Below are 24,947 nucleotides of genomic sequence, written 5' to 3' on the forward strand. Positions count from 1 at the left end.
CTAAAAAGTGGTCGAAGTGGTCAAAAAGTGGTCAATGAAGAAAAACAAGAAGGTTAAACCCTGCGGTATAAGTGATATAATGCTTTTATAGTGTAAGTTTTTTCTTTACACTATAATGAAGTCATCATAGTAAATAATATATAGAGTATCATGTTTTCCAAAAAGATGCTACATCGAAAGGAGAGATTATCATAAAAGCCAGTGGTATTGTCGTTGAATATAACCCTTTTCATAACGGTCATGATTATCATGTGCAACAAACAAAAAAGTTAACACACTCTGATATTATAATTGCCGTTATGAGTGGCCCTTTTTTGCAGCGTGGTGAGCCCGCACTCATTTCCAAATGGTATCGCACTAAAATGGCCTTAGCAAGCGGTGTAGACCTTATTGTAGAGCTTCCATACGCATTTGCAACACAAAAAGCTGAAACTTTTGCAAATGGTGCTATTTCCATCTTAAATGCCTTACGCGTTTCTGAAATTTGTTTTGGCAGTGAAGATGGACAAATCGAAAATTTTTATAATACCATCTCTGTACAAAAAAACGAAGAAGTGACTTTTAATCGTCTCGTAAAACAATTTATGAGCGCAGGTAATAGTTACGCCAAAGCTACATCCGAAGCCTTTCTACACATTTTACCATCCAAAAAAAACATCGATATGTCACAACCAAATAACATTTTAGGCTTTCAATACATAAAAGCAATTCTGGCGCAAAATAGTTCTATGCAAGCACAAACTATAAAAAGATACGCATCTCATTATCACGATGAAACATTTAGCAACCAACATATCGCAAGTGCAACGAGTATTCGTAAACAACTCCTTAGCGACAATGGTTCATTTACAGAAATTGAGCCTTTTATCCCGAAAGCAACCGCTTCTCTTTTAGCAACTTATAAACAAAACTTCGGGATATTACATAATTGGGAACAATACTTTTCATTTTTTAAATACAAACTTATGACGATGTCTCCAGGGGACTTACGACATATATATGAAATCGAAGAAGGTTTAGAGCATCGTATTTTATCAAAAATACAAAACAGCTCTTCCTACCACTCATTCATGGAAGCATTAAAAACAAAACGTTATACATGGACTAGATTACAAAGAGCCTGTACACATATTTTAACAAACACGACAAAAGAAGAGATGCATATGGCAAATATAGAACAACATGCACCGTATATTCGTCTACTCGGCATGTCACAAAAAGGACAAACTTATATTTCAAAAAACAAGAAAAAAATAGAACTTCCAATCCTTACTCATACAAAAAGTTTTGACCATCCTACTTTACATATAGAGCGAAAAGCAAATTCTGTATATTTCTCTATCATGCAAGAACCATTACGGACACAACTACTAAAACAAGACGTAACACACCATCCAATTCGTTACGATGAAACAACTACAACGTTTCTATAAGAAAAACCTCTCTATTTCAGAGAGGTTTATTTTTTCTCACCCATTTTTTCCAAATACTTCAACGCATCATCCAGCGTATCCACTGGTACAACCTTCATTTTTGTTTTAATATCTTTCGCAGCCTCAAGTGCATCTTTATAGTTGGATTTCTCCGCACCTTTTTCATTTGGCGCAAAAAACACCTCAGCACCCGCATCACTAGCAGCTACCACTTTTTGCTGTATACCACCAATTGGGCCAATTTCTCCCTTTTCATTAATTGTACCTGTTCCAGCAATTTCATGTCCTTTTGTTAAATCTTCTTCCACAAGTTGATTATATATTTCTAATGTAAACATTAAGCCTGCTGATGGCCCACCTATTTCATGGGAATCAATTTTCACTTTCGGATCTACTACTAACTCTCTTTCCGTCACGATAGAGACACCTATACCTACGCGGCCATTTCCATTAGGAATTGTCTTTACATTTAAATTTTCTTTTAACTGTTTTCCGCCTCGCATGTACTCAATATTTACTGTATCTCCTTCTTTTTTCCCTGTCATATACTCAATAAATTGATCCGTCTTTTCAAATGTTTTTCCGTCGACAGCTATGATGATATCTCCAAGCTTAAGCTTCCCCTCTGACGGCATACCCTTCGCTACACCAGCAACTAATACACCTTTATTTTCAAAAGAAACAGTACGATTCGCTTGTTTATACGCATTATAAATTGCTGCATTTTGCGAGTCTTTCATTGCATAATTTTGGCGGAATTGATATTCTTCATCACTCTCGCCCCTTTGCAATATTTCTTCCGCCTTCGAAACATGTGTATATTTATTAAATTGTGCCGCTATTAAATTCACCACATTTGCCGGCCCCATCGAAACCGTTACAAGCATAAAATCACCAGATTCTTTTGTTCCACCCTCAACCTGGACATACGGCTCTAATTTCGCAGCCATTCCTGGTTTTGTTACATAGTACGGTAAACGCACATAAACAAGTAACATCGCCAATATCACACCTATTAAGATTGCATATATAAACCGAAAACGCTTAAACATTATGTTTCTCCTTCCACTGCTCAATTAATAAATAAATATTTGAAACATGTTTTTCTGCTTCTACTTCTCCGACTCGAATAATGTCTTCAATGTTTGTAAAAGCACGTGAACTAAATTGTTCCACAGCTGGTCGCATCATTAAATCTGATGCAATTTGCCGATTCATTACAAGCTCATGCTGCATAATTTCAATACTTTGCATAATTACATCATAAATAGATGTAACCTCACCATTCACCTTAATCGGAGATACATCAACAGCAATAACAATATCGGCACCTAACTCTTTTACAACCGAAACTGGGATGCGATCAATCACTCCACCATCTACTAATAATCGTCCATTTACCTTTTCTGGCACAAACACTCCAGGGACAGATATACTAGCCCTCACCGCATCTGCAACAGGACCACTTGTAAAAACCACTTTCTCCCCCTTCAATATGTCAGTAGCCACAACAGCTGTCGGGATATCTAACTCTTCTAAATTTTTATTATATGTAAACATTTTAATCATATCTTTGACACGTTTACCAGCAATAAACCCCATTTTTGGTACCGTGAAATCTAAATAGTATTTCCTCTTAAAAACAGTCGCCAATTTATACAATCGTTCAACGTTACAGCCAGCTGCATAAAATGTACCTATTAAGGCCCCCATACTACTCCCTGCAATCATATGAATCGGGATACCCGCTTCCCTTAAAACTTTTATAACGCCAATATGAGCAAATCCTTTCGCTCCCCCAGATCCAAGCGCTAAACCAATCTTCGGTTCTTTCATTTTTCTCACCCTTTAATTTTTTTCATCCCTTTTTCATACTTATGGTCTAAATTCACCACGTATCCACGTATACTGAAATGAACGTTTTTTGGGACAAAGGGGGATTTACTTACATGTATGAAAAATGGAAAACCGCTTTCCTTACCATATCAACACTATTTTTAACCTTTTCTCTTGTACTCCACCCCCAAGCTGCTTTGCAAGCTTCCATTCGAGGGTTAAATATATGGTGGGAAGTTGTATTCCCTTCACTATTACCGTTTTTCATCATTGCGGAACTTCTAATTAGTATCGGTGTTGTAAAATTTATAGGCGTTATATTAGAACCACTCATGCGACCACTTTTTCGCGTTCCAGGAATAGGTGGATTTGTTTGGGCAATGGGCATGGCCTCAGGGTTCCCTGCTGGCGCCAAATTAAGCGCTAGACTGCGTAAAAGCGATCAAATAACACAAATTGAAGCCGAGCGCCTCGTATCTTTCACAAACTCTTCTAATCCACTTTTTATTTTTGGAGCTGTTTCTATCGGTTTTTTCAATAATCCGAAATTAGGAATCGTACTAGCTGCTGCACATTATTTAAGCAACTTTGCCGTCGGATTAATAATGCGTTTTTACGGGCATAACACATCTTACACAAATGATAAACAAACTACTAAAAAACGTCCTTTTCAAAACCCTTTTTCAATCCTTCACCAAACACGCTTGCAAGAAAAAAGACCAATAGGAAAATTACTTGGGGACGCTATCGTTTCTTCCATTCAAACATTACTTATGATTGGCGGATTTATTATTTTATTTTCTGTGTTAAACAAAATGATTACTGTATTCCATATTACAGCAACTCTTTCTTTTATTATGCAACATATTTTATCATTCTTCCAACTAAGTACTGATTTTAGTATTCCGATATTATCAGGTATTTTTGAAATGACACTCGGAAGCCAAATGATTAGTCAAATAAATGAAACACCCCTTCTGCAACAAGCGATGGTAACAAGCTTCATTTTAGCATTTAGCGGCCTTTCAATTCAGGCACAAGTTGCTAGCATACTAGCTGAAACGGATATCCGATTTAAGCCATATTTTTTCGCACGACTTATCCAAAGTATTCTTGCTCCTATTTTTACGTTTATATTTTGGAAACCTTTTTATGAGAAAGTAAGTTCTTTCTCACCTATGGAAAAAGATATTCCCGTATTTTTATCCAATCATTCTTCTACACTACTTGAAATTTGGACATCTTTTGTACACTACGGACCAATTTTCACATTATTTTGTTTATACTTATATGTTATCTTATTATTTTTACGCATGAATAAAGAAAAACCCCGTTCACTTTAACGGGGTTTGAAACTTTTCTTTTAAAGCACGCTCTACAATAGGAGGCACAAGATCTACTACACTTCCTCCATACCTCGCAACTTCTTTCACAATACTCGAACTTAAAAATGAATATTGGTTGTTTGTCATTATAAAAAAGGTTTCAATATTTTCATCTAATTTTCGATTCATAGAAGTAATTTGCATCTCATATTCAAAGTCAGAAACCGCTCGTAAACCACGTAAAATTGCATTTGCATTACGCATTTTTGCATACTCCACTAATAGCCCGCTATGCGAATCCACTTTTACATTTGGGATATCCTTTGTTGCTTCTCGAATTAAATCTAGACGTTCTTCAACTGAAAAGAATGGTTTTTTTGATGAATTGTTTAAAACAACTACGTACACTTCATCAAACACTTTTGCTCCCCTTTTAATAATATCAAGATGCCCAAGGGTAATTGGATCAAAACTCCCTGAAGAAATAGCTATACTTGTCATTCTGTCTCCTCACCTTCATACTTATAAATCGATATTGCTGTAATCCCATAATTTTCAGCTCTTACTTTTACAAGATTCCCTATAGAATCAGGTAAAACAACATCATTACCATGCTCTGACATAATTAATCCATCTCTATGTAGCAATCCATGTTGATCCATCACACTAATCAAAGATACAATTTTTTGATCTTTATATGGAGGATCTATTAGTATAAGATCGAATGACATTTCACGCTTTATGAGCGCTTTCACCGCACGCTCTGCATCATTTCGATACACTTCAGCTTGTTCATGTATTCTACAACTTTCTAAATTTTGATGAATGACTTTTATTGCTTTACTATCCCGATCAACAAAAATCGCTTTTTCAATCCCTCTACTTATAGCCTCAATTCCAAGGCCACCACTACCGCCAAATAAATCAAGAGCGGTACCACCATCAAAATAAGGGCCTATCATATTAAAAATAGATTCTTTTACTTTATCCGTCGTTGGACGTGTTGTATTGCCGGGAACCGCTTTAAGTGGGTGCCCTTTACATTTTCCTGAAACTACTCTCATCTGTTGTCACTACCTTTATTTCAATCTATCGAGCGCTTATAAAATAATTTCCCACTTCAGTAACAAACTATATGTAACTTTCACCTATCCATAAGAAACTTTCTCTAAAAATAACCGCTCGTCATTTTTTATGTATTTATCTCGCCATTCGCTAACACAAACCCATTATGTACATTAATTCCACTTTCCCCCGCATTAACGGGCAGTAAAACTCCCAACTCAAAATTCGGTTAGAACAAAAAGTGAGCTGGGAAATTAACTGCCCGTAAACGCCCGATTAGTGAAGGCTAATAATCAACGGGGATGCCCCCACTGATTAAAGTTTCACTTTATCTTTTTTTATCCTATCATAAAATAAAAAAAAGAAAAATAAAAAGCCAAACATAAAATTTAAATTCATTATGTATATCTTCATTTAGATTGGACATAAATAATTATAACAACATCACCTTCGATGTTGTTGCCAACCGCGGAGAAGACTTACGTTTCCCCATAAGTTCTTCCTCCGGTTTCTCCTCTCCCTTTGCCTTCTTACTAGTACATACTAGTATAAGAAGGGCCCTGCTTTGCAGGGTTTTTTTTCTTTGTCTACTTTTCATTTAAAAAGTGAGATGGTACAGTAAAAGAAAGAGGAGGAAAAGATATGATTCAACGCTTTATAGAACTTGGAGAAGGCTACTCTGATTTATATGAATTACTTGAAATTGCCAAAGCAAACCAAGAACGTATAACACATATGTTACAATTTGAAACAATTAAAAACGAAAAGAAAGTATGCTCGCTTGTTGTAATATTAAAACCGACCACTACTGGAGATTTCCAACCATTATACATATGTCGTGAAGGTATTCCTATGCCTGAAAACAAAAAAAGTAAACGTGTCATTTTATTTGAAGAGATGGCAGAAAAACTAGGAAAAAAAGTGACCACATTTACTGTAAAACCGTCCACAACTTTCCCAGAAAAAGAACTATTTTTCAATCATCTAATTGGTATTTTACGAATGAATAATTTCATTCCTCCAATGAAATAACACTTTATTTAAAGTAAAAAAATCCCACGCTAAACGTAGCAGGGGATTTTTTTACTTTAACTATAATCGTATTCTTTTGCCCGATCAGGACGGGAATTTTCAAATTCCGTTTTTAAAAACGGACGGTACGACTGTTCTATCTTTTTCACAAAAGGAAGTTTATTCAACTTATGCATCATATGCTCAATTTGTTCCATATCACAATATACAACGGCATATTTTAATCGTTTTGATATGTAATGTATGTTACCATATTTTCTTAAAATCTTGGCATGTTTCAATGAATGTAAATAAACAATCATACTTTGTCGTTGCCCGAACATAATCTTCTCCATCTTCTCCTTTTAAAAACTTATATTTTATATTTTTTGAAAACTAACCAGAAATTTATGACATAATGAAACAAACTCTGTATACGTTTTCTTACATCTTCTAAAAAACGGGGTACATCACCCCGTTTTTTTACAACCGCAACCTCCGCCAGTACCGCAACCTCCGCCACAGCCACCAGCATCGAAAAATGGATTTCCTGTTGGAACTTTAATAGAAGAGGATACCTCAGAACCAATTGCTACACTAACTTCATCTAATAACTTTTGTAAAGCAGTTTCTGCTCGTTTAAAGGTTGCAATCTTATCATGCAAGTCTACAGAACGCTTTAATTCCCTCATTTTTGTTGACACGATAGTATAGTCAGGATGGTATTTCCCAAAACGCTGCACTTCCTCATATCGTTCCTTCATCGCTGTAAATTGCTGAATTAATGTCTGAACTTCCACATCCTCATGCAATTCTTTATAACACTTACGATAATCTTCTGCTATATCTGAACAGATGATCGCTTTTGCAAGCTGCTCTGCCTTATCTAATATTAATACGCTTTCTAGCGTCGCTACAATCATGAGAGACACCTCCGAGTATTCATCATACCACATTTAGAATAGAACTACTAATTGAAGTGACTCACTTAAAAAAAAGATATGACTCTAACTATTTTCAAACAATCTCAGATACGCTTATACATTAATATGTTCCGCAATATTATATTTAAGAACATCCCATTCTCCGCCGTTTTCTTTCACATAACTAATACATGCATTTTTTAACGGGGTCTTAAACGTAATTTCATCTGGTGCAATTGCATGTAAAATAGCTTTTATCGCATGTGAATGAGCAACAATAATAATACGTTTACCAGAATGAGTTACTGCAACATCTTCTAAAGCAGCAAAGCAACGAGCTACAATTTCTTTATCTAACTCCATACCTTCTACTTTACCCTCCGCAATTAACTCTCTAACAGTCGCAACCGGCTTCCCTGAAGCTTCTCCAAAATTCCGTTCAACAAATCGTTCATCTAATAAAATGGATTGTAATCCAGCTGCCTCTGCGATTGCCTTAGCCGTTTCTTGTGCTCTAATTAACGGACTACTTATAATAATATCCCACGATTCTACTTGCAAAGCAGCCGCACTTTGACTCGCTTGCTTTTTCCCAACTTCATTAAGTGGAATATCTTCACGCCCCTGAATAATCTCTTGAAAATTCCAATCAGTTTGTCCATGTCGTACTAAACAAATTTCCGTCATGCTGCAACTCCTTTTTTAAATAATCCGCTTCTATTGTAACAAAAGTTCTGCATGACGGACATAGTTTTCCCTTCCAATTATGTCGTATTTTGCTGCTTCATATACTGAAACATATCAATCATGATCGAAGCAACCGCCAATTGATTTTGAAATTTTTCTACTTTATCTGGTATCGTTTTTTTGAAATGTTGCATAGCAGCCAGCTCAAAAGCTTCTTTTTCTTCAGGATTTCGGGTTAACTTCCTATACCAGTATGGCTGCTCCCTAATATAACGCGATAAGTCCTCATCAGCCTTTATAAACTCCATAAGTTCTTCTCTCATCATCTTTCCCCCTAATCCTTTTGAAAGAAAAATGGATTATTTTCTTTGGAAGTACTTTGTTCTTGTTGCGTGCGACTTCCTTGAAACTGTTGAATAACTTGTTGCACACTCCCGATAGCACTCGTCACATTAGCTAAATGATGCTGCATTTGTTCCACATCTAGCTTTTTAAAAAAAGAAAGCATTTGTCCCATCACATCAGCAGTTTTTTCCTCTTCAGTTCGATTGTCTTTTTCCTTCTCTTTTTTATTTTCTTTTACTGAAGAAAATGCAGGCGCTCCATCAGGTCTATAAGTTGCCCATATTGGATCTTCCTCACCAAGTAAGTACCATTCTTCATAAAATTGCTGCCAAGTTTTTTGACCACTTCTAACGTCATGAACCATTTTAGGGTGATGGTTTACAAATTCTTTAAACTGTTGAACCGATGGATGTAACGGTCCTTTTGTTGTTGGCATAATCCTCACCTCTTCATGTATATCTACTTATATTGTAAGAAAAAAAAGGCGCATGGTTCGCCTATTTTTAGACGATTCATGCACCTTTTTTTACACTACTTAAAGTTTCACTTTATTTTCGAATAAAGTTTTGCGTATAAAATTTATCATATACCCCAACACCTAATCCGGTAAATTGTTCATTAAATAAATTTTTTCTATGCCCCTCACTATTTAACCAACCTTGTACCGCTGCAATTCCATCACTATGTTGTGCCGCTATATTCTCACCAGCAAGCTGAAACCCTACTCGTCCTCGTTGTAAACGATCTCCTAACGTACCTAATGTAGGTGAATCATGTGAAAAGTAATTATTGTCTTTCATATCTTTGCTATGTCCAATAGCAACATCTGCTGTTTGTTGATCCCACGTTAACAATGGTAGTTCATGACGACTTCGAATAATATTTGTTAAATCAAAAATTTGTTGCATATTCCCATTCTCTACTTGTTTCATCTTTTCTGGTGTTAATGGTTGTTCTGCTATTAATTCACCTGAATAAACAAGCTGATACGGTCTTTGGCGCAATAACGTTTCATCATCCATATAACGAACACCAACGAGTTCATGTGTGAAATGATCAAAATATAATTGTGCCCATCCATCTTCTACAGGTACTAACGGCTGTTCCATTACTTCCGTATCAGATAACTCAAATTGATAACTATTCTTCCCTCTTTTTAATGAAATCTCATGCGAGAGCGGATTCTTTTTGTATACATCTTCATATTTTTCATTTATATAATAAGGCGGTACCTTAACTTGTTCACCAGCAACATACGCTGTTACAATTTTACGTTCAGCAACTCCAAATTGAACGTACTGATTTAAATCTTGATTGTACACCCACCATTCATAACCGTAAGCAGATGGCTCTATTCGAGCTGGTTCTCCCCACTTTGCCAATAGATTTTCAGAATCTCCACCAATCATATTTAAAACAGTGTCTGAGGAGTCCTCATCGACTTGTTTTTTCTTTTTCACAATTTTATTTTCTTGTTTTGATTGAGATGGGGTTAATATATATTGTGAAACGAGTAATTTCCCGTATAAATCAACAGCTAAAATTAAAAATGTAATCATTACGATACGCAATAATTTCTTCAAACGATATACCTCCTGCACAAAACATAAAATTGAGATATACACAAATCCTTTTATTTCCTTTTTTGTGTGTACCGTACTCTTTTCACTATATCATATTTTCACAAAAAAAGTCTGGATTATCCCTTTTCTCTCAATATGAATTGCACTTTCTTATTATTCATACTATTATAAAAATAATGATGTAACATTAAAAAAGGAGGTATTATATGCAATTTACAAATACGAAATTTAATGGGGCCGTCGTTGATTTATCCCTTTTAACTGAGATTATGGAAAAGAACCATTTTGTACTAGCTGGACAGTGGGATTACGAAAGAGTTACATACGATTATAAATTTGAAATATTAAAGGATATTTATTACTTACGAGTGCGCGGAGTTGCTGTTGAAGGCGACATTGGCAGCAGACACGCTGAAGTAAAACTACTCCCTCCCTTATTAGGAAAACATTATTATCCTCACGGTGTTGAATATGGTGATGATGAGACTTTCCCAACAAATGTACTCCAAAAAAGCGAACAACTCCTACAAAATGTCGAAAAAGAGTTAAAAGAATTTCAAATTATTGAGTAAACCGAACAAGCGCATCAATATGATGCGCTTGTTCTATTTATCTTCCTTAAGAATGAATCGTCTTTTTAACTGGATACCCATAAATGGATCCATCTTTCACTTTAATCTCATCTTCCCAGGGAACCTTATACTTACCTTCAGCTAAATCTTTTACAAACGTATACGGGTTCTCTTTCACTCCACCAGGAGTCGCTACATATCCCCTTGAGCCTAAATTATATATATTATTTTCGAGCCCCCATCCTAATCTAGCCTGATCTGCTAGCTCTGGATATACTTCGGCAGTAACAATCTCCCAAGGGTTTCGGTGCCCCTGCACTAAAGTAGTCCCATCAAAATTACATACTTGTCCTTCACCAAAGTAATAAAATACACCATCATAACCCGCTAAGTTCACTGACAATGTATACATTAAATTTTGCCATGCATTTGAACGATTGGTTAACATCCATTGTTCACTAACTTGTGTGCTATATCCGGAAATACGGATCAAGACATTCGCACCTTTATAGGCTGCTTCACGGGCTACTTCAGGGAACATGCCATCATGACAAATACAAACAGCTAATTTACTCCCTCCAGGTCCATCACAAACAGGTAAGCCTAAATCTCCAGCTTTCCAAGGCTCGACCGGCACCCAAGGATTTAACTTACGATACTTCAAAATCATTTCACCCTGTGGATCAATAATAATCGCTGTATTATAAGGTTCTCCACCATCAGGATTTCTTTCCATTATAGAAAAAACACCATACACTTCAGATTCTTTACATGCCTCAGCAAATAAGTCTGTTTCTGGCCCAGGCACTGTACATAAAAACTCTTCTGTAGTCCATTTTTTTGTATTGAGCCCTTGTGTACTATATTCGGGAAATACTATTAATTCTAATCCAGGATAACCTGATTTAGTTGAATGAATTGTTTTTATGATTTGTTTAATTTGTTTATCAATGTCTGCACGTGACTCTACTACCGGTACTGGATATTGAATTAACGCTGTTAAAAAACCACTAATCGGCTTTACCATACTTCCACTACTACCCATTTAAATTCCCCCTTAAAATAGTTCGTGTTTATTAAAGATAACAATATAAATTTGTAACTCTCTAAAAAACTTGCACTACATATGGAATTATTACGCATGAAAGCTAGTAGTAAATTTTATATCCACTTTTAGTACACGCCAACACTAACTTAACACTAAAAGATCGAAAATTCAATCTTTTATAAATACCTAAAGCTAAAACTAAAAAAAAAAAAGAAAAAGCGTATGGAATCCCATACACTTTTTTACTTAGTCTGTAAATATGGCGGCAATTGTTGCAACTGCTCCTTATCCTTTTCGCGTTCTCTACGCGCCCATTTAAAGAATACATAGCCGATAATCGTACCGTACACTATTTCCTGGACAATTTTCATAATGATACCGCCCGTTTGTTGGTCTTGTACTATTGGCATCCAGTGCAAAAATTCTGGTCCAGTTATATTTAATTCTGATAAAGTTCCCGCAGGTACGCATAGTTCCATCGCTTTCATCCAAGCAGCTGAATCCGTATACGTTGCAAATAACGGTGCAGTTGCAAAAATTATTAATGCACAAGCTGGCGTTAATAATATACCGTTAGCAAACATATAACCAAGTTTCTTTATATCACTTAACGTTTGATATTCTGGTAACGGATTTAACATCGGCCACCACATCATGATTGCCGAAAAAAATAATATAGCGAGGCAAATCGGATGGGCAATTTGGCTTTGTTTTACTGCATCAAAAACAACTGGCAAATGATAAAAAGAAAACAGTCCATTAAATACAAACAATGCAATAAGCGGTTTAGCAAAAATTTTCAATACAATTTGAACTAGCTTAAAAGAAGTAATATAACGATATAACCAAACTGGTATACCAAGTAATAATAAAGGCGGAACTGCAATATACATGACTGCCATTTCAAACATATGTGCACTAAATATAATATGGCCAATTAAATCAATAGGTCCACCCTTTACAAAATACAAAAGAACAATTCCAGACGTAAAATAAAAAATTTGCTTTTTACTTACCTTCGTCGCATTTTCAAATCGAGTTCTATATGGTCCAATAATTAAGAAGTATCCAATAAGAATCGAAAGCATAAATAATAAAAAGAATGGACTCCATAAAGCTTGAAAGCCAAATATCCATAAGTTACTCATTGTCACCCCCACCTTCCTAATGGTTATCCTTCCACATAATGTGAAGAGGGGGCTGTGACAACACAAGCCCCCTTATTCTTCACTTTTCAAATCCACACGATTGTCATAAAAGCTAAAATTGTAATTAATCCTATTAACAGGCCAGAATACAGAAAGAAACTTGCAGCCTCATGCCCTTTATGGCTCATATGCATAAAATAATACAATTGAAAAATTACTTGCACCACTGCTAATAGTAAAATAAACGGAACAGAGAAGGTTGGACTAAAAGTTTTTGGATATGCTACCGCTACAAATGCAACTAATGTCAGGAAAATCATTAGCGCAAACGTAATAACTTGGTGCTTCATCTCCTCTGCACTTTTTCTCTTCCGATAAACAAGATCCACCTTAGGATTATTTGTTTGTCTTATCGCCATTGTTTATCCCACCATTCCCATTAAATATACTACAGTGAAAATAAACACCCAAACTACGTCAATAAAGTGCCAATAAATTGATGCAACATAAAACTTTGGTGCGTTGTATAAATTTAAACCACGCTTCGCATTTCTAAAGATTAATGTTAAAATCCAACACAATCCAAACAATACGTGAAGTCCATGTGTACCAACAAGAGCATAAAATGCAGAGCCAAATGCACTACTTCTCATAGTATGCTTAAATTCATGTGTATAATGATAAAACTCATATATTTCAAATCCCAAAAACCCTAAGCCAAGCAACACTGTTACAAGTAGCCAAAGTTGCATTTTCTTAAAATTAAAGTTTTTCATATGGTACATCGCATATACACTCGTTAAACTACTCGTTAATAAAAGCATCGTCATAATGAAAACGAGCGGCATTTGAAACATCTCTTGAGATGTTGGTCCACCATTTGTAGAGTTTTTTAATGCTAAATATGTGCCAAACAAGGAAGCGAACAATACTGTTTCGCCTCCAAGAAATAACCAAAAACCGACAAACTTATTTTTCCCCTCAAGGGTTGCTTTTTCAGGCTCTGCTGGAAATGTTTCATTCGTTAATTTTTCATCTACATGCATTATGCCTTGCCCCCCTTATCCTCTAAATCTTCCTTATGAATATGATATCCATGATCATCGACTACTGAACGAAGGAACATTGCGCCAAATGTAATGATTAAACCAATAATTGCTACTAATAACCAGAACTTATCTTTTCCACCTTGCATATACATTGCACCGAATGCCGCTATGAATAAGCCTAGAGAAATGATAAATGGTGAAAATGAAGCATTTGGCATATGAATATCACCAACTGGTTCCGCCGCCGTCATCTCTTTATTACCTTCACGTTTTTCAATCCAAAACGGATCTAACCCGCGAACAAATGGTAATTGTTTGAAATTATATTCCGGTGTAGGTGCTGGCATTGTCCATTCTAGTGTACGTCCATCCCATGGATCACGACCAGCCTTCTCTTTTGATACAGTTGTTTTTATTACATTGAATAGAAGAACAATCGTTCCAAGAGCCATAAACACTGCTCCAATAGAACTAATCATATTCCCCATTTCCAATCCTTGCCCCTCAAGATATGTGTAGTAACGACGTGGCATACCAATCAATCCAAGGAAATGCTGAATAAAGAATGTTAAATGGAAACCGATAAAGAATAACCAAAATGTTATCTTACCTAATGTTTCATTTAATATTTTATTAAACATCAGTGGCCAATAATAATGAGCTCCTGCAAGTAAACCAAATACAACACCACCGACGATTACATAATGAAAGTGCGCTACTACGAAATAATTATCATGAAATTGATAATCAGCTGGTGCAGATGCAAGCATAACGCCTGTAACTCCCCCCATTACGAATGATGGAATAAAAGCTACCGCCCACATCATCGGTGTTGTAAAACGAATACTTCCGCCCCACATTGTAAAGAGCCAGTTAAATATTTTAATACCTGTCGGAACCGCAATTGCCATTGTCGCAACTGAGAAAATAGCATTTGCAACTGGACCAAGGCCAACAGTAAACATGTGATGCGCCCATACCATGAATCCTAAAAATCCAATTAATACTGTCGCAAACACCATCGATGAATAACCAAATAATCGTTTTTTCGAAAATGTCGCGAAGATTTCTGAGAATATTCCGAAAGCTGGGAGTATAAGAATGTATACTTCCGGATGACCGAAAATCCAGAATAAATGCTCCCATATAATTGTGTTCCCACCTAATGCTGGATTAAAGAAACTTGTTCCAAATAAACGATCTAACATTAAAAGTCCTAATCCTACAGTTAACGGCGGAAAAGCAAATAATATAAGTGAAGATGTTACAAACGTTGTCCATGTAAACATCGGCATACGCATATACGTCATTCCTGGCGCACGCATATTAATGATTGTAACAAGGAAGTTAATACCTCCAATTAATGTACCAATACCTGAAATTTGCAAGCCGAGTACATAAAAATCAACACCATGGCCTTTAGAAGCTAAAGCTAATGATGCATAAGATGTCCATCCTGCATCAGGTGCTCCACCTAAAAACCAACTTAAATTTAAAAATACTCCACCAAAGAAAAATAACCAAAATCCGAGTGAATTCAAAAACGGGAACGCTACATCACGCGCACCAATTTGAAGTGGCACGGCGGCGTTCATAAATGCAAACACGAGTGGCATAGCTGCGAGGAAAATCATTGTTGTACCGTGCATCGTTAATACTTGATTATAAGCATCCCCAACAAGAAAAGCGTTGTTAGGAATCGCTAATTGAAGGCGAATAAATAGTGCTTCTATTCCGCCTATTATAAAAAACAATCCACCTGCAATTAAATAGAGAATGGCAATCTTTTTATGGTCTACTGTCGTTAAATAATCCCATATGACAGCACCCATCCCCTGTTTTTTTGCTACAGAGCTCACGTTTTCAACCTCCCCTTCGCGAATAATCCCTCTTTACTTTTCAATCTTTAACGTTTGTAAGTATGCATTTAATGCATCAATTTGATCATCCGTTAAGTTGCCATATTTACCAGTCATTTTATTTCCTGGCTTCATATTTTCAGGATCTTTCAGCCATTTTTTTAAGTTTTCTTCATTATTTTCGGCAATACCAGCAACCGTATCACGATCAGCAAAGTTTGCTAAGTTTGGTGCGATACGAGCGGAAGGTGGTCTACTATCATTAGATCCAACTGCATGACAACCAATACAGCTTTTATTAAATATTTCTTGGCCCTCTTGCGCCTTTGTTGAAGCTACTTCTTTTTTCCCATCAATCTTCTTCATATCAGCAAGCCACTTTTTGTACTCGCTTTCATCTAAAGCTTTCACTTTAAATTGCATTAAAGAATGTGACGGGCCGCAAAACTCTGTACAAAAACCATTATAAGTGCCCGATTTATCTGCCTTTAACCACATTTTGTTTACATTGTCTGTATTTGTATCCATTTTACCAGCTAAAGATGGAACCCAGAATGAATGTTTAATATCGGCACCCTTCAAATTCAAATACACTTTCTTACCTGTGGGGATAACTAAATCTTGAGAAGTTACTATTTTTTCTGATTTATAAGAAAATTCCCACCAATAAAGATTCGCTGTTACATCAACAACGATCGTATCTTTATCAATATTCTTTTTCTCCATCGCACTTACATCAGCAAGTTTGAATGTATATGTAACCGTCGGAACAGCTAAGATTAGTAAAAGAATAATCGGAATAACTGTCCATATAATTTCTAGTTTGTGATTCCCTTCAACTTGTTCTGGAATATAATCTTCCTGACCTTTCTTTTGTCGGAAACGCACAATTACATACAAGAAAATAATAGTAACTACTAGTACTACTCCTACCATGATCGCACTCGCTAGTAAGAGCAGATCATATTGCATTTTTGCTACTTCTCCTTGCGGAATTAAAGTAGATTGAAAGGCTTTACCGCATCCCCCTAACAGTAAAGCCAGCAGTGAAACGAACGAAAGCAGTCGCCACTGTTTCTTCATACAAACAACCCCCACTTTCCTTGTGAATTAGATTGTACTTTATAGTTAAGTAAAGTAAATCTCAACGTAAAGAAATCCAATTATGTCGTTGTCTTAGAAGAATGTAACTACAATCATTGATACAAATAAGATTGTTAAATAATTTAGGGAATAAACAAACATTTGTACGGACCATTTGATGTCATCCTTCTTACGGAAGCCATAAAATCCTAAAACGATCCATCCGATGTTAAGCAATGTTGCAAGTACCATAAATGTTATCCCAAGTCCACTCATATAAAATGGTAGTGGTAATAAACATACTGTCCAAATCATAATTTGGCGTTTCGTAATTTCAAATCCATGAACTACAGGAAGCATTGGAATTCCTGCATTTCGATATTCATCAACACGTTTCATCGCTAACGCAAGGAAATGTGGGATTTGCCAAATAAACATAATTAAAAATAACATCCAAGCAATTGGATGGCCTAAAGATGGATCAATTGCTGCCCATCCAATTAAAGGTGGAACTGCTCCAGAAATACTACCTACAACAGTATTTAGCGTATACTTTCTCTTTGTCCATAAAGTATATAAGACAACATATGTGAAGGCACCAATAAATCCCATTAATACTGCCATCGGTGTTGTTAATAATAAGAATACAAATCCAAGTAGTAATATAACTAGTCCAAATGTAAGTGCAAAACCTGGTTTATACTTTCCTGTAACCGTTGGACGGGTTTTTGTTCTTTCCATTAACGGATCGATGTCTCGATCAATGTAGTTATTTAAACAACATACCCCTGCCATAATTAATCCGGAACCAACGATTGTAAAAAATAGCTTATCCAGATTGTCCATCACACTTAATCCATTAAAGTGTAACGCCAACCAAAATCCTGTAAATACAGTAAGTGTATTTGAGTTTACAATCCCCATTTTAACGAGCGCTGATAAATCTTGTAACCGAGTTGTTTCGGGTACACTTGTTACAGCTGACTCATCATGCAGCTCACTTGTTGCATGGTTCATCACTTTAACCCCCTCTTAAAACTTTCATCTTTCTTTTTGCGCCTATTTCGAATGAAATAATTCGCTTCTATATAGCAATATTATTACAGTAGAAATATTGTTAACCCATTCTACTACTAATCTACGCCCATACTCCAATATATTAAATCATATTTCCCGAACATTTTGTGAAGAAAACATGAACTTTTTGTGTCGAATATAAAAAAGCTTACTTCTTACTTATCCTTATCATAACATGATGTTACTTTCTATAATAAACTATTTTGTCATATTTAACACGTATTCTCCCCATTTCTTTTCAAAACAGCCTATTTTCCTCCTAAAAATTCCCTTATAAATTCTATTTTCACACCCTTTTTCTCCCCTTTGTCTTCCCCCTCCATTTCTTTGCTATTTTATTATTTTTTATATATCATAGGAACTAGCGCGTTTTATTCTATACATAATGGAATGAAAATATTTCGCAATAACTTCATAGCAGAAAGATGGTGAAAGAGATTGCAACGCTTTATTAAATGGTTAGCAGTCATTACAAGTCTTGATTTATTAGTAGTATTATTAGGAGGCGCTTTAGTTACAAAAACAGGTTCTGGCCAAGGCTGCGGTAAATCATGGCCGCTTTGTAATGGTGAGTTAGTTCCATCTAATTTATCGATGGAAACTATTATTGAACTAAGTCACCGCCTTACATCAGGATCAGCAGGAATACTTGTCACTCTCCTTTGTATTTTATCCTGGAAGTATTATAAACATGTGCGCGAAACAAAAACGTTAGCAATTTTATCCTTCGTATTTTTAGTTGCACAAGCATTAATGGGAGCGGCAGCCGTTGTTTGGGGTCAAATGCCAGCTGTACTTGCTATCCATTTTGGTATTTCCTTAATTTCATTCGCTTCTGTTATTTTGTTAACGTGTCTTATTTTTGAAATTGATCAGAAATTTGATGCACGTTCACTTATTATGGATAAAAAAATGAAATTTCACATTTATGGTGTAACAATTTACAGTTATATCGTCGTCTACACAGGGGCTTTAGTACGTCACGAACGAGCTAGCTTAGCCTGTCCAGACTTTCCTTTATGTAGTAAAAATAGACCATGGCCGACTCAATTACATGAGTGGGTTCAAATGGGGCATAGAGCTGCAGCGATATTAATATTCCTTTGGATACTATACGCAATGATTATTGCTATTCGTCAATATAAGCAACAAAGCGTAGTATACTGGGGATGGATTATTTCCTTTATTCTTGTAACACTTCAAGCTATTGTTGGGATTTTAGTTGTATATACAAATGCTAGTTTAGCAATGGCATTATTACATTCCCTATTCATTTCTTGCTTGTTTGCTGTATTATGCTATTTAGTTATGTTAGGAACAAGAAGTAAAGTGAACGCAAAAGAATCCGAATCAACTTCTAAACAAACAAAATAATTTAAAACTAAAATCCCTTGCCGAATCGGCAAGGGATTTTTTGCAATAAAAAAAGAGCTGTATTTACACAGCTCTTTCCTTATTTTAGTGATCTAATTCAATAAGTAAATCACCCGTTTGAATTGCATCACCATCGTTAACATATACTTTCTTCACTTTACCATTGAACGGCGCTTGAACTGTCGTTTCCATTTTCATCGCTTCTGTAATTGCCATAGAATCGCCTTTTTTCACTTCATCGCCTTCTTTTACAACTACTTTAATAACCGTTCCTGGCATCGTTGCGCTAATATGGTTTGGATTTTCACGATTTCCTTTCACACGTTGTGCAACTGTTGCTTTCACACTTTCGTCTTTCACAACAATCTCACGTGGTTGTCCGTTAAATTCTAAGTAAAGAATACGATTTCCATCCGGCTGAGGTTCTCCAATTGATACTAGTTTAACCATCAATGTTTTACCTTGCTCAATTTCCACATCAATTTCTTCACCAAGTCTCATACCATAGAAGAATGTCGGTGTATCAAGCACAGATACATTACCATACATCTCAGCAACTTTTTCGTAGTCCATAAATACTTTCGGATATAACGCGTACGCAACTACATCGAAAATCGTTACTTCGCGTCCAAGTTTATGGAATAACTCTTCTTTTAAAGCATCAAAATCTACTGGCTCTAACAATTCACCCGGTCTTACTGTTAACGGCTCTTTCCCTTTTAAAATAATCTTTTGTAATTCTTTCGGAAAACCACCGTACGGTTGACCTAAATCACCAGAGAACATTTCAACAACAGATCCTGGGAAATCCAAAGCATGTCCACGCTCTAAAATATCTTGTTCTGTCAAATGGTTTTGAACCATAAATAATGCCATATCACCAACAACTTTTGAAGATGGCGTTACTTTTACAATGTCTCCAAACATGTCATTCACACGACGGTACATTACTTTCACTTCATCGAAGCGATCTCCTAAACCAACCGCCTTTGCTTGTTGCTGAAGATTACTATACTGCCCACCCGGCATTTCGTGCATATATACCTCTGTGTGAGGTGCATTCATACCACTTTCAAACGGTGCATAGTATTTGCGTACATCTTCCCAGTAATGAGATAGTTTTTCTAATGAATCTATATTAACATCTGGTTGTCTTTCATTTCCGCCTAATGCGTAGTATAGTGTGTTCGCACTTGGTTGTGACGTTTGACCTGCCATTGAACTCACCGCTACATCGACAATATCAACACCCGCTTCAATTGCCTTCGTATACGTTAATATACCGTTTCCGCTCGTATCATGTGTGTGCAAGTGAATCGGAATCGATACTGTCTCTTTTAATGCAGAAACTAAATCGTATGCAGCATTAGGTTTTAATAAACCTGCCATATCTTTAATACCTAATATATGAGCACCTGATGCTTCTAATTCTTTCGCCAAGTTTTTATAATAATTTAAATCATATTTACTACGTAACGGATCATGAATATCTCCTGTATAACACATTGTCGCTTCTGCAATTTTGCCAGTATCTCGTACAGCATCAATCGCAACTCTCATACCTTCTACCCAGTTTAAGCTATCAAAAATTCGGAATACATCAATGCCAGCTTGAGCAGAACATTCCACAAATTTTTGAATTAAATTATCTGGATAGTTTTTGTAACCAACTGCGTTTGAAGAGCGAAGTAACATTTGGAATAAAACATTCGGCATTTTTTCACGAAGATCTAGTAATCGTTCCCATGGATCTTCTTTTAAGAAACGATACGCAACATCGAACGTTGCACCGCCCCACATTTCCGCTGAGAATAAGTTCGGTAACATTCTCGCTGTCGGCTCTGCAATTTGATGTAAATCTTTTGTACGAATACGAGTTGCAAGTAGTGACTGATGCGCATCACGGAATGTTGTATCAGTTAAAAGTACACGTTTTTGATCTTGAACCCACTTTACTAATCCATCCGCTCCACGCTCATCCAAAATTTGTTTTGTTCCATTTTGTATCGGCTCTGAGTGTACTACATTTGGTATACGAGCATCCGGGAAAATTGGTTTCTCTTTTTTCCCTACTCCCGGGAAACCATTTACTGTTACTGAACCAATGTAATTTAACATTTTCGTTCCGCGGTCTTTACGTTTCGGGAATAAGAACAGTTCAGGTGACGCGTCAATAAACGACGTATCATATTCTCCTGATAAGAAGTTTTTATGTTTTACTACATTCTCTAGGAATGGAATATTTGTTTTAATACCACGAATACGGAATTCTTTTAAGTTACGTTCCATTTTTGCAGCAGCTTGTTCAAAAGTAAGAGCCCAAGTCGTAACTTTTACAAGTAAAGAATCGTAGTACGGTGTAATAACTGCACCTTGGAAACTATTACCTGTATCAAGACGAACACCAAAGCCACCTCCTGATCGGTACGCCATAATTTTTCCTGTATCCGGCATAAAATTATTTAGTGGGTCCTCAGTCGTTACACGAGATTGGATTGCAAATCCGTGCACAACCACTTCTTCTTGCTTCGGAACACCTACCATTTTACTATGTAATGCATGTCCATCAGCTATTAAAATTTGCGATTGAACGATATCCACTCCTGTAATCATCTCTGTAATCGTATGTTCAACTTGAACACGTGGGTTTACTTCTATGAAGTAAAACTCATCACCTTTTACAAGAAATTCTACCGTTCCTGCGTTTAAATAGTTTACATTTTTCGTTAACTTCACAGCAGCTTCACAAATACGTTGACGCAAATCATCTGAAAGCGAAACGCTTGGTGCGATTTCGACAACTTTTTGATGGCGACGTTGCACAGAACAGTCACGCTCGAATAAGTGAACAACATTGCCTTCTTCATCTGCTAAAATTTGTACTTCTATATGTTTAGGTTTTTCAACGAATTTTTCAACGTATACTTCATCATTACCAAAGGCTGCTTTTGCTTCTGATTTCGCGCGATTATACGATTCTCTTAATTCTTCACTAGCTCGTACTATACGCATACCTCGACCGCCACCACCAAGGGACGCTTTAATAATAATCGGGTAATCATACTTTTCAGCAAACTCTTCGACTTCTTCTATTGAATCTATTGGGCCATCACTACCAGGAATAACCGGAATTTGTGCTAGCTGCGCTTGTGTTCTTGCTTTCACTTTATCTCCAAACATATCTAAATGCTCACTTTTCGGACCAATAAAGATAATTCCTTCTTCTTCACAACGTTTTGCGAATTGGATATTTTCTGACAAGAAACCATATCCAGGGTGGATTGCATCTACATGATTGCTTTTCGCAATCTCAATAATGCCCTCAATATCTAGATAAGCATCAATTGGCTTTTTCCCTTCCCCAACTAAATAGGACTCATCGGCTTTATAGCGATGATAAGAACCGCTATCCTCTTTAGAATAGATTGCAACTGTTTTTAATCCAAGTTCCGAACAAGCTCGAAACACACGAATTGCAATCTCTCCACGGTTAGCTACCAATACTTTTTGAATACGTTGCAGCTTTGTCATGATTTTCCCCCTCTACTTTCCTACCACTCTAGAGATAAAATATATACACACCATAAAAAGCGTGAAGTTCTTCACTTTCCACATTATATTATACTTAGAAAGTTTCACTTTATTTTTATCCATCATACCTTATTTTTTAACAAATGATAAGTTTTCTGTGCAATTTGTTTCACAAAAATAGTATAGCATACCTCTTCCTTTTCGGACAACCTAATTGTATATCACATTTGTTTTAATGTGATATATCTTTTGGATATAAAAACAATTAATGTATCACATTTGGAATTACTTTAAATAAAAAAACACATTGTGCTCTACAGCGCAATGTGTTTTTATTTTACAACTACAAGATGCGGTCCACTTTGTTCTCTTTCTTTAACTAACTCATTTTGTTGTTTTTCTTGTCTTTTCACATGACTAGCAATATTCAATAATATCCCCATCGCAAGTAGATTGGCTAACAAGGAACTTCCGCCGTAACTAACAAAAGGTAACGGTACCCCAGTAAGCGGTATTAATCCAGACATACCACCGACATTGATAAACGTTTGAACTCCAAACAAACTTGCAATTCCGATGGCTATTAAACTTCCAAATGGATCTGTACACTTTTGCGCCACTCTAAATGAGCGAATGATAATTAACAATAAACAGATTAAAATGATAGCTACACCTATAAAGCCTAGTTCTTCAGATATAATCGCCATAATAAAATCCGTTTGTGGCTCTGGTAAGTAACCATACTTTTGTATACTATTCCCTAATCCTCTACCATTTAACCCGCCTGAAGCAATTCCAATAAATGAATTTATTAATTGAAATCCATCCTTTTGCGGATCGCTAAATGGATCCAGAAAAACTGAAAATCGCGCTTTTTGGTATGGACTTAATTTATAATTCCCAATAAAATACAACATCGGGACCCATACTATAGACGTTAATAAGAATCTTTTTATCCATAAATTAACACTAACTCCTGAACAAAGAAACATGATTCCTACCGTTCCCGCAATTAACATATCCGTACCTAAGTCATTTTGCTTTAAAATTAAAAACATAATTAAACCAATACCTAAAAGTACCGGTCCCGATCCTTTGAAAACGGACGTATTCGTTTCTTGTCTTTTCGCAAAAAAATGAGCCAATACGAGAATAACTGTTATCTTTACAAATTCCGCAGGCTGTATTCCAAATATCCATCCGTTTGCACCGTTTACTGACTTAGTGAAAAAGGCAGCTGCCGCTAATAAGGCAACACTAGCACCGTAACTCCCCAATAAGAAAATTCGTTTTCTCCACACTTTATATGGGATAATAGCCATAATTATTAATACCATTGTCCCAGCAGCTAAAGTAAGTAATTGTCTTTTAAAAAAGAAATTTGCTGGTTTATCAAACCGCGAAATCGCAACAATGGAACTAGAACTATATACCATTATGACTCCCAGCACACATAAAATAACAAGAGGAAGTAATAATGAATAATCCATTGATTTCCATATTCTTTTCATTTCATTTCCTCTCTCTGTTTCAAATTAATTATTGTTGTATTCCATATGTATATACGTTCTTCCTGCTTTATTATACAAATAAAAAGCTCAAACTGTTTTAGTTTGAGCCCCCATATTTGAACCCGTTATTGTTGTTTGTTTGTAAATGCTTCATGAAGTGCAGATAACTCACGTTCGAGCTCTCCTAACATTGCTTTTCCTTGCTCTTCTGCAATAAGACCAAGGCGAACCGCAAAATCGACCTCGCGGGATAGTCCAAACATTTGTGTGTCTAAAACTTCTTCATATAATGGACATTGCGGCATTGTAAGATGGTCCATTTGCACCTTAATAAGTCTTAAAATCTTCTCTGCATCCGCTTGTAGAAGGGCTAGTGCCTTTTCCTGATGATTTGATACTGTCTCAGACGCCAAATTGATTCCCTCCGTTTCCGTCCTACTCTCTCATATCTATTAATATTAGCGATAGTTTTAATAAATTGCAATAG

General features: G+C 36.0%; 25 protein-coding genes. 5 read left to right on the forward strand and 20 right to left on the reverse strand.

Translation table 11 applies throughout. From position 1 onward, the window contains the following. The first annotated feature begins 191 nt into the window (after nt 1–191). Complete coding sequence (locus tag ACS2MN_RS13165; protein WP_346994756.1) at nt 192–1,433, forward strand: nucleotidyltransferase; 1,242 nt, start codon at nt 192–194, stop codon at nt 1,431–1,433. A gap of 26 nt (nt 1,434–1,459) precedes the next feature. Here the strand turns inward: ACS2MN_RS13165 and ACS2MN_RS13170 are convergent, their stop codons facing one another. Both ACS2MN_RS13170 and ACS2MN_RS13175 read right to left on the reverse strand, forming a co-directional pair. Then, the gene (locus ACS2MN_RS13170; RefSeq protein ID WP_000476315.1) at nt 1,460–2,485 is read right to left on the reverse strand and encodes a SepM family pheromone-processing serine protease; all 1,026 of its coding nucleotides are present in this window, start codon (nt 2,483–2,485) and stop codon (nt 1,460–1,462) included. Continuing rightward, on the reverse strand, nt 2,478–3,269 hold the full coding sequence (locus ACS2MN_RS13175) for a patatin-like phospholipase family protein (protein ID WP_000662585.1): 792 nt from the start codon (nt 3,267–3,269) through the stop codon (nt 2,478–2,480). Before ACS2MN_RS13175 ends, ACS2MN_RS13170 begins: the two co-directional genes overlap by 8 nt. A 113-nt stretch (nt 3,270–3,382) precedes the next feature. Here ACS2MN_RS13175 and ylbJ point away from each other — a divergent pair, with 113 nt between their 5' ends. Further along, the gene (gene ylbJ / locus ACS2MN_RS13180) at nt 3,383–4,612 is read left to right on the forward strand and encodes a sporulation integral membrane protein YlbJ (RefSeq protein ID WP_000273078.1); all 1,230 of its coding nucleotides are present in this window, start codon (nt 3,383–3,385) and stop codon (nt 4,610–4,612) included. Here the strand turns inward: ylbJ and coaD are convergent. Next, nucleotides 4,604–5,095: a pantetheine-phosphate adenylyltransferase gene (coaD, locus tag ACS2MN_RS13185; RefSeq protein ID WP_000200597.1), complete on the reverse strand. Its 492-nt coding sequence runs from the start codon at nt 5,093–5,095 to the stop codon at nt 4,604–4,606. The genes ylbJ and coaD overlap by 9 nt on opposite strands. Beyond that, nucleotides 5,092–5,658, reverse strand: coding sequence for a 16S rRNA (guanine(966)-N(2))-methyltransferase RsmD (rsmD, locus tag ACS2MN_RS13190; protein WP_001266984.1), 567 nt, complete (start codon nt 5,656–5,658; stop codon nt 5,092–5,094). Before rsmD ends, coaD begins: the two co-directional genes overlap by 4 nt. Nucleotides 5,659–6,301: 643 nt before the next feature. Here rsmD and ACS2MN_RS13195 point away from each other — a divergent pair. Next, complete coding sequence (locus ACS2MN_RS13195) at nt 6,302–6,691, forward strand: DUF7147 family protein (RefSeq protein ID WP_000616007.1); 390 nt, start codon at nt 6,302–6,304, stop codon at nt 6,689–6,691. A 56-nt stretch (nt 6,692–6,747) separates the two neighbouring features. Here the strand turns inward: ACS2MN_RS13195 and ACS2MN_RS13200 are convergent, their stop codons facing one another. From ACS2MN_RS13200 to ACS2MN_RS13225, 6 genes are all read right to left on the reverse strand, one after another. Continuing rightward, complete coding sequence (locus tag ACS2MN_RS13200; RefSeq protein ID WP_002093356.1) at nt 6,748–7,014, reverse strand: YlbG family protein; 267 nt, start codon at nt 7,012–7,014, stop codon at nt 6,748–6,750. 126 nt (nt 7,015–7,140) lie between these two features. After that, nucleotides 7,141–7,593, reverse strand: coding sequence for a YlbF family regulator (locus ACS2MN_RS13205; protein WP_000634357.1), 453 nt, complete (start codon nt 7,591–7,593; stop codon nt 7,141–7,143). A 114-nt stretch (nt 7,594–7,707) separates the two neighbouring features. Beyond that, nucleotides 7,708–8,280: a histidine phosphatase family protein gene (locus tag ACS2MN_RS13210; RefSeq protein WP_000134950.1), complete on the reverse strand. Its 573-nt coding sequence runs from the start codon at nt 8,278–8,280 to the stop codon at nt 7,708–7,710. A gap of 77 nt (nt 8,281–8,357) precedes the next feature. Continuing rightward, nucleotides 8,358–8,603, reverse strand: a complete 246-nt coding sequence (locus tag ACS2MN_RS13215; protein WP_001206442.1) for a YlbE-like family protein — start codon at nt 8,601–8,603, stop codon at nt 8,358–8,360. A gap of 11 nt (nt 8,604–8,614) precedes the next feature. Further along, the gene (locus ACS2MN_RS13220; RefSeq protein ID WP_001143329.1) at nt 8,615–9,061 is read right to left on the reverse strand and encodes a YlbD family protein; all 447 of its coding nucleotides are present in this window, start codon (nt 9,059–9,061) and stop codon (nt 8,615–8,617) included. A gap of 112 nt (nt 9,062–9,173) precedes the next feature. Then, nucleotides 9,174–10,208: a CAP domain-containing protein gene (locus ACS2MN_RS13225; protein ID WP_000735382.1), complete on the reverse strand. Its 1,035-nt coding sequence runs from the start codon at nt 10,206–10,208 to the stop codon at nt 9,174–9,176. A 206-nt stretch (nt 10,209–10,414) separates the two neighbouring features. Between ACS2MN_RS13225 and ACS2MN_RS13230 the strand changes: the two genes are divergently transcribed. Beyond that, entirely contained in the window at nt 10,415–10,780 is a 366-nt protein-coding gene (locus ACS2MN_RS13230) for a YugN family protein (protein ID WP_001160935.1), read from the forward strand. A 46-nt stretch (nt 10,781–10,826) separates the two neighbouring features. On the opposite strand, the gene ACS2MN_RS13235 is transcribed toward ACS2MN_RS13230, so the two are convergent. The 7 genes from ACS2MN_RS13235 to ctaB all read right to left on the reverse strand — a co-directional run bounded on the left by ACS2MN_RS13235 (nt 10,827) and on the right by ctaB (nt 17,984). Next, on the reverse strand, nt 10,827–11,825 hold the full coding sequence (locus ACS2MN_RS13235; RefSeq protein ID WP_000535796.1) for a formamidase: 999 nt from the start codon (nt 11,823–11,825) through the stop codon (nt 10,827–10,829). Between the two features lie 245 nt (nt 11,826–12,070). Continuing rightward, entirely contained in the window at nt 12,071–12,976 is a 906-nt protein-coding gene (ctaG, locus tag ACS2MN_RS13240; protein ID WP_098708964.1) for a cytochrome c oxidase assembly factor CtaG, read from the reverse strand. Between the two features lie 86 nt (nt 12,977–13,062). Next, nucleotides 13,063–13,395, reverse strand: a complete 333-nt coding sequence (gene ctaF, locus ACS2MN_RS13245) for a cytochrome c oxidase subunit IVB (RefSeq protein WP_001007827.1) — start codon at nt 13,393–13,395, stop codon at nt 13,063–13,065. Nucleotides 13,396–13,398: 3 nt separating this feature from the next. Beyond that, entirely contained in the window at nt 13,399–14,022 is a 624-nt protein-coding gene (gene ctaE / locus ACS2MN_RS13250; RefSeq protein ID WP_000557861.1) for a cytochrome c oxidase subunit III, read from the reverse strand. Then, nucleotides 14,022–15,857, reverse strand: a complete 1,836-nt coding sequence (gene ctaD, locus ACS2MN_RS13255) for a cytochrome c oxidase subunit I (protein ID WP_170957719.1) — start codon at nt 15,855–15,857, stop codon at nt 14,022–14,024. The genes ctaE and ctaD overlap by 1 nt, the downstream gene beginning before the upstream one ends. A 60-nt stretch (nt 15,858–15,917) precedes the next feature. After that, complete coding sequence (gene coxB, locus ACS2MN_RS13260) at nt 15,918–16,967, reverse strand: cytochrome c oxidase subunit II (RefSeq protein WP_000745270.1); 1,050 nt, start codon at nt 16,965–16,967, stop codon at nt 15,918–15,920. Nucleotides 16,968–17,060: 93 nt separating this feature from the next. Next, nucleotides 17,061–17,984, reverse strand: a complete 924-nt coding sequence (gene ctaB, locus ACS2MN_RS13265) for a protoheme IX farnesyltransferase (protein ID WP_001015063.1) — start codon at nt 17,982–17,984, stop codon at nt 17,061–17,063. Between the two features lie 498 nt (nt 17,985–18,482). Here ctaB and ctaA point away from each other — a divergent pair, with 498 nt between their 5' ends. After that, nucleotides 18,483–19,418: a heme A synthase gene (ctaA, locus tag ACS2MN_RS13270; protein WP_001188753.1), complete on the forward strand. Its 936-nt coding sequence runs from the start codon at nt 18,483–18,485 to the stop codon at nt 19,416–19,418. Between the two features lie 84 nt (nt 19,419–19,502). Here ctaA and pyc read toward each other — a convergent pair whose 3' ends face one another. The 3 genes from pyc to ACS2MN_RS13285 all read right to left on the reverse strand — a co-directional run bounded on the left by pyc (nt 19,503) and on the right by ACS2MN_RS13285 (nt 24,873). Then, entirely contained in the window at nt 19,503–22,949 is a 3,447-nt protein-coding gene (gene pyc / locus ACS2MN_RS13275) for a pyruvate carboxylase (RefSeq protein WP_000164046.1), read from the reverse strand. A 332-nt stretch (nt 22,950–23,281) separates the two neighbouring features. Further along, nucleotides 23,282–24,460 carry an FtsW/RodA/SpoVE family cell cycle protein gene (locus ACS2MN_RS13280; RefSeq protein WP_346994730.1) on the reverse strand — a complete coding sequence of 393 codons (1,179 nt, stop codon included), beginning with the start codon at nt 24,458–24,460 and terminating at the stop codon, nt 23,282–23,284. Nucleotides 24,461–24,585: 125 nt separating this feature from the next. After that, nucleotides 24,586–24,873 (reverse strand): YlaN family protein, encoded by a 288-nt coding sequence (locus tag ACS2MN_RS13285; RefSeq protein WP_000135695.1) that lies wholly within the window; start codon nt 24,871–24,873, stop codon nt 24,586–24,588. Nucleotides 24,874–24,947: the final 74 nt, after the last annotated feature.

This window comes from Bacillus cereus group sp. BceL062, assembly GCF_051780025.1.
Classification (GTDB): Bacteria; Bacillota; Bacilli; order Bacillales; family Bacillaceae_G; genus Bacillus_A; species Bacillus_A toyonensis.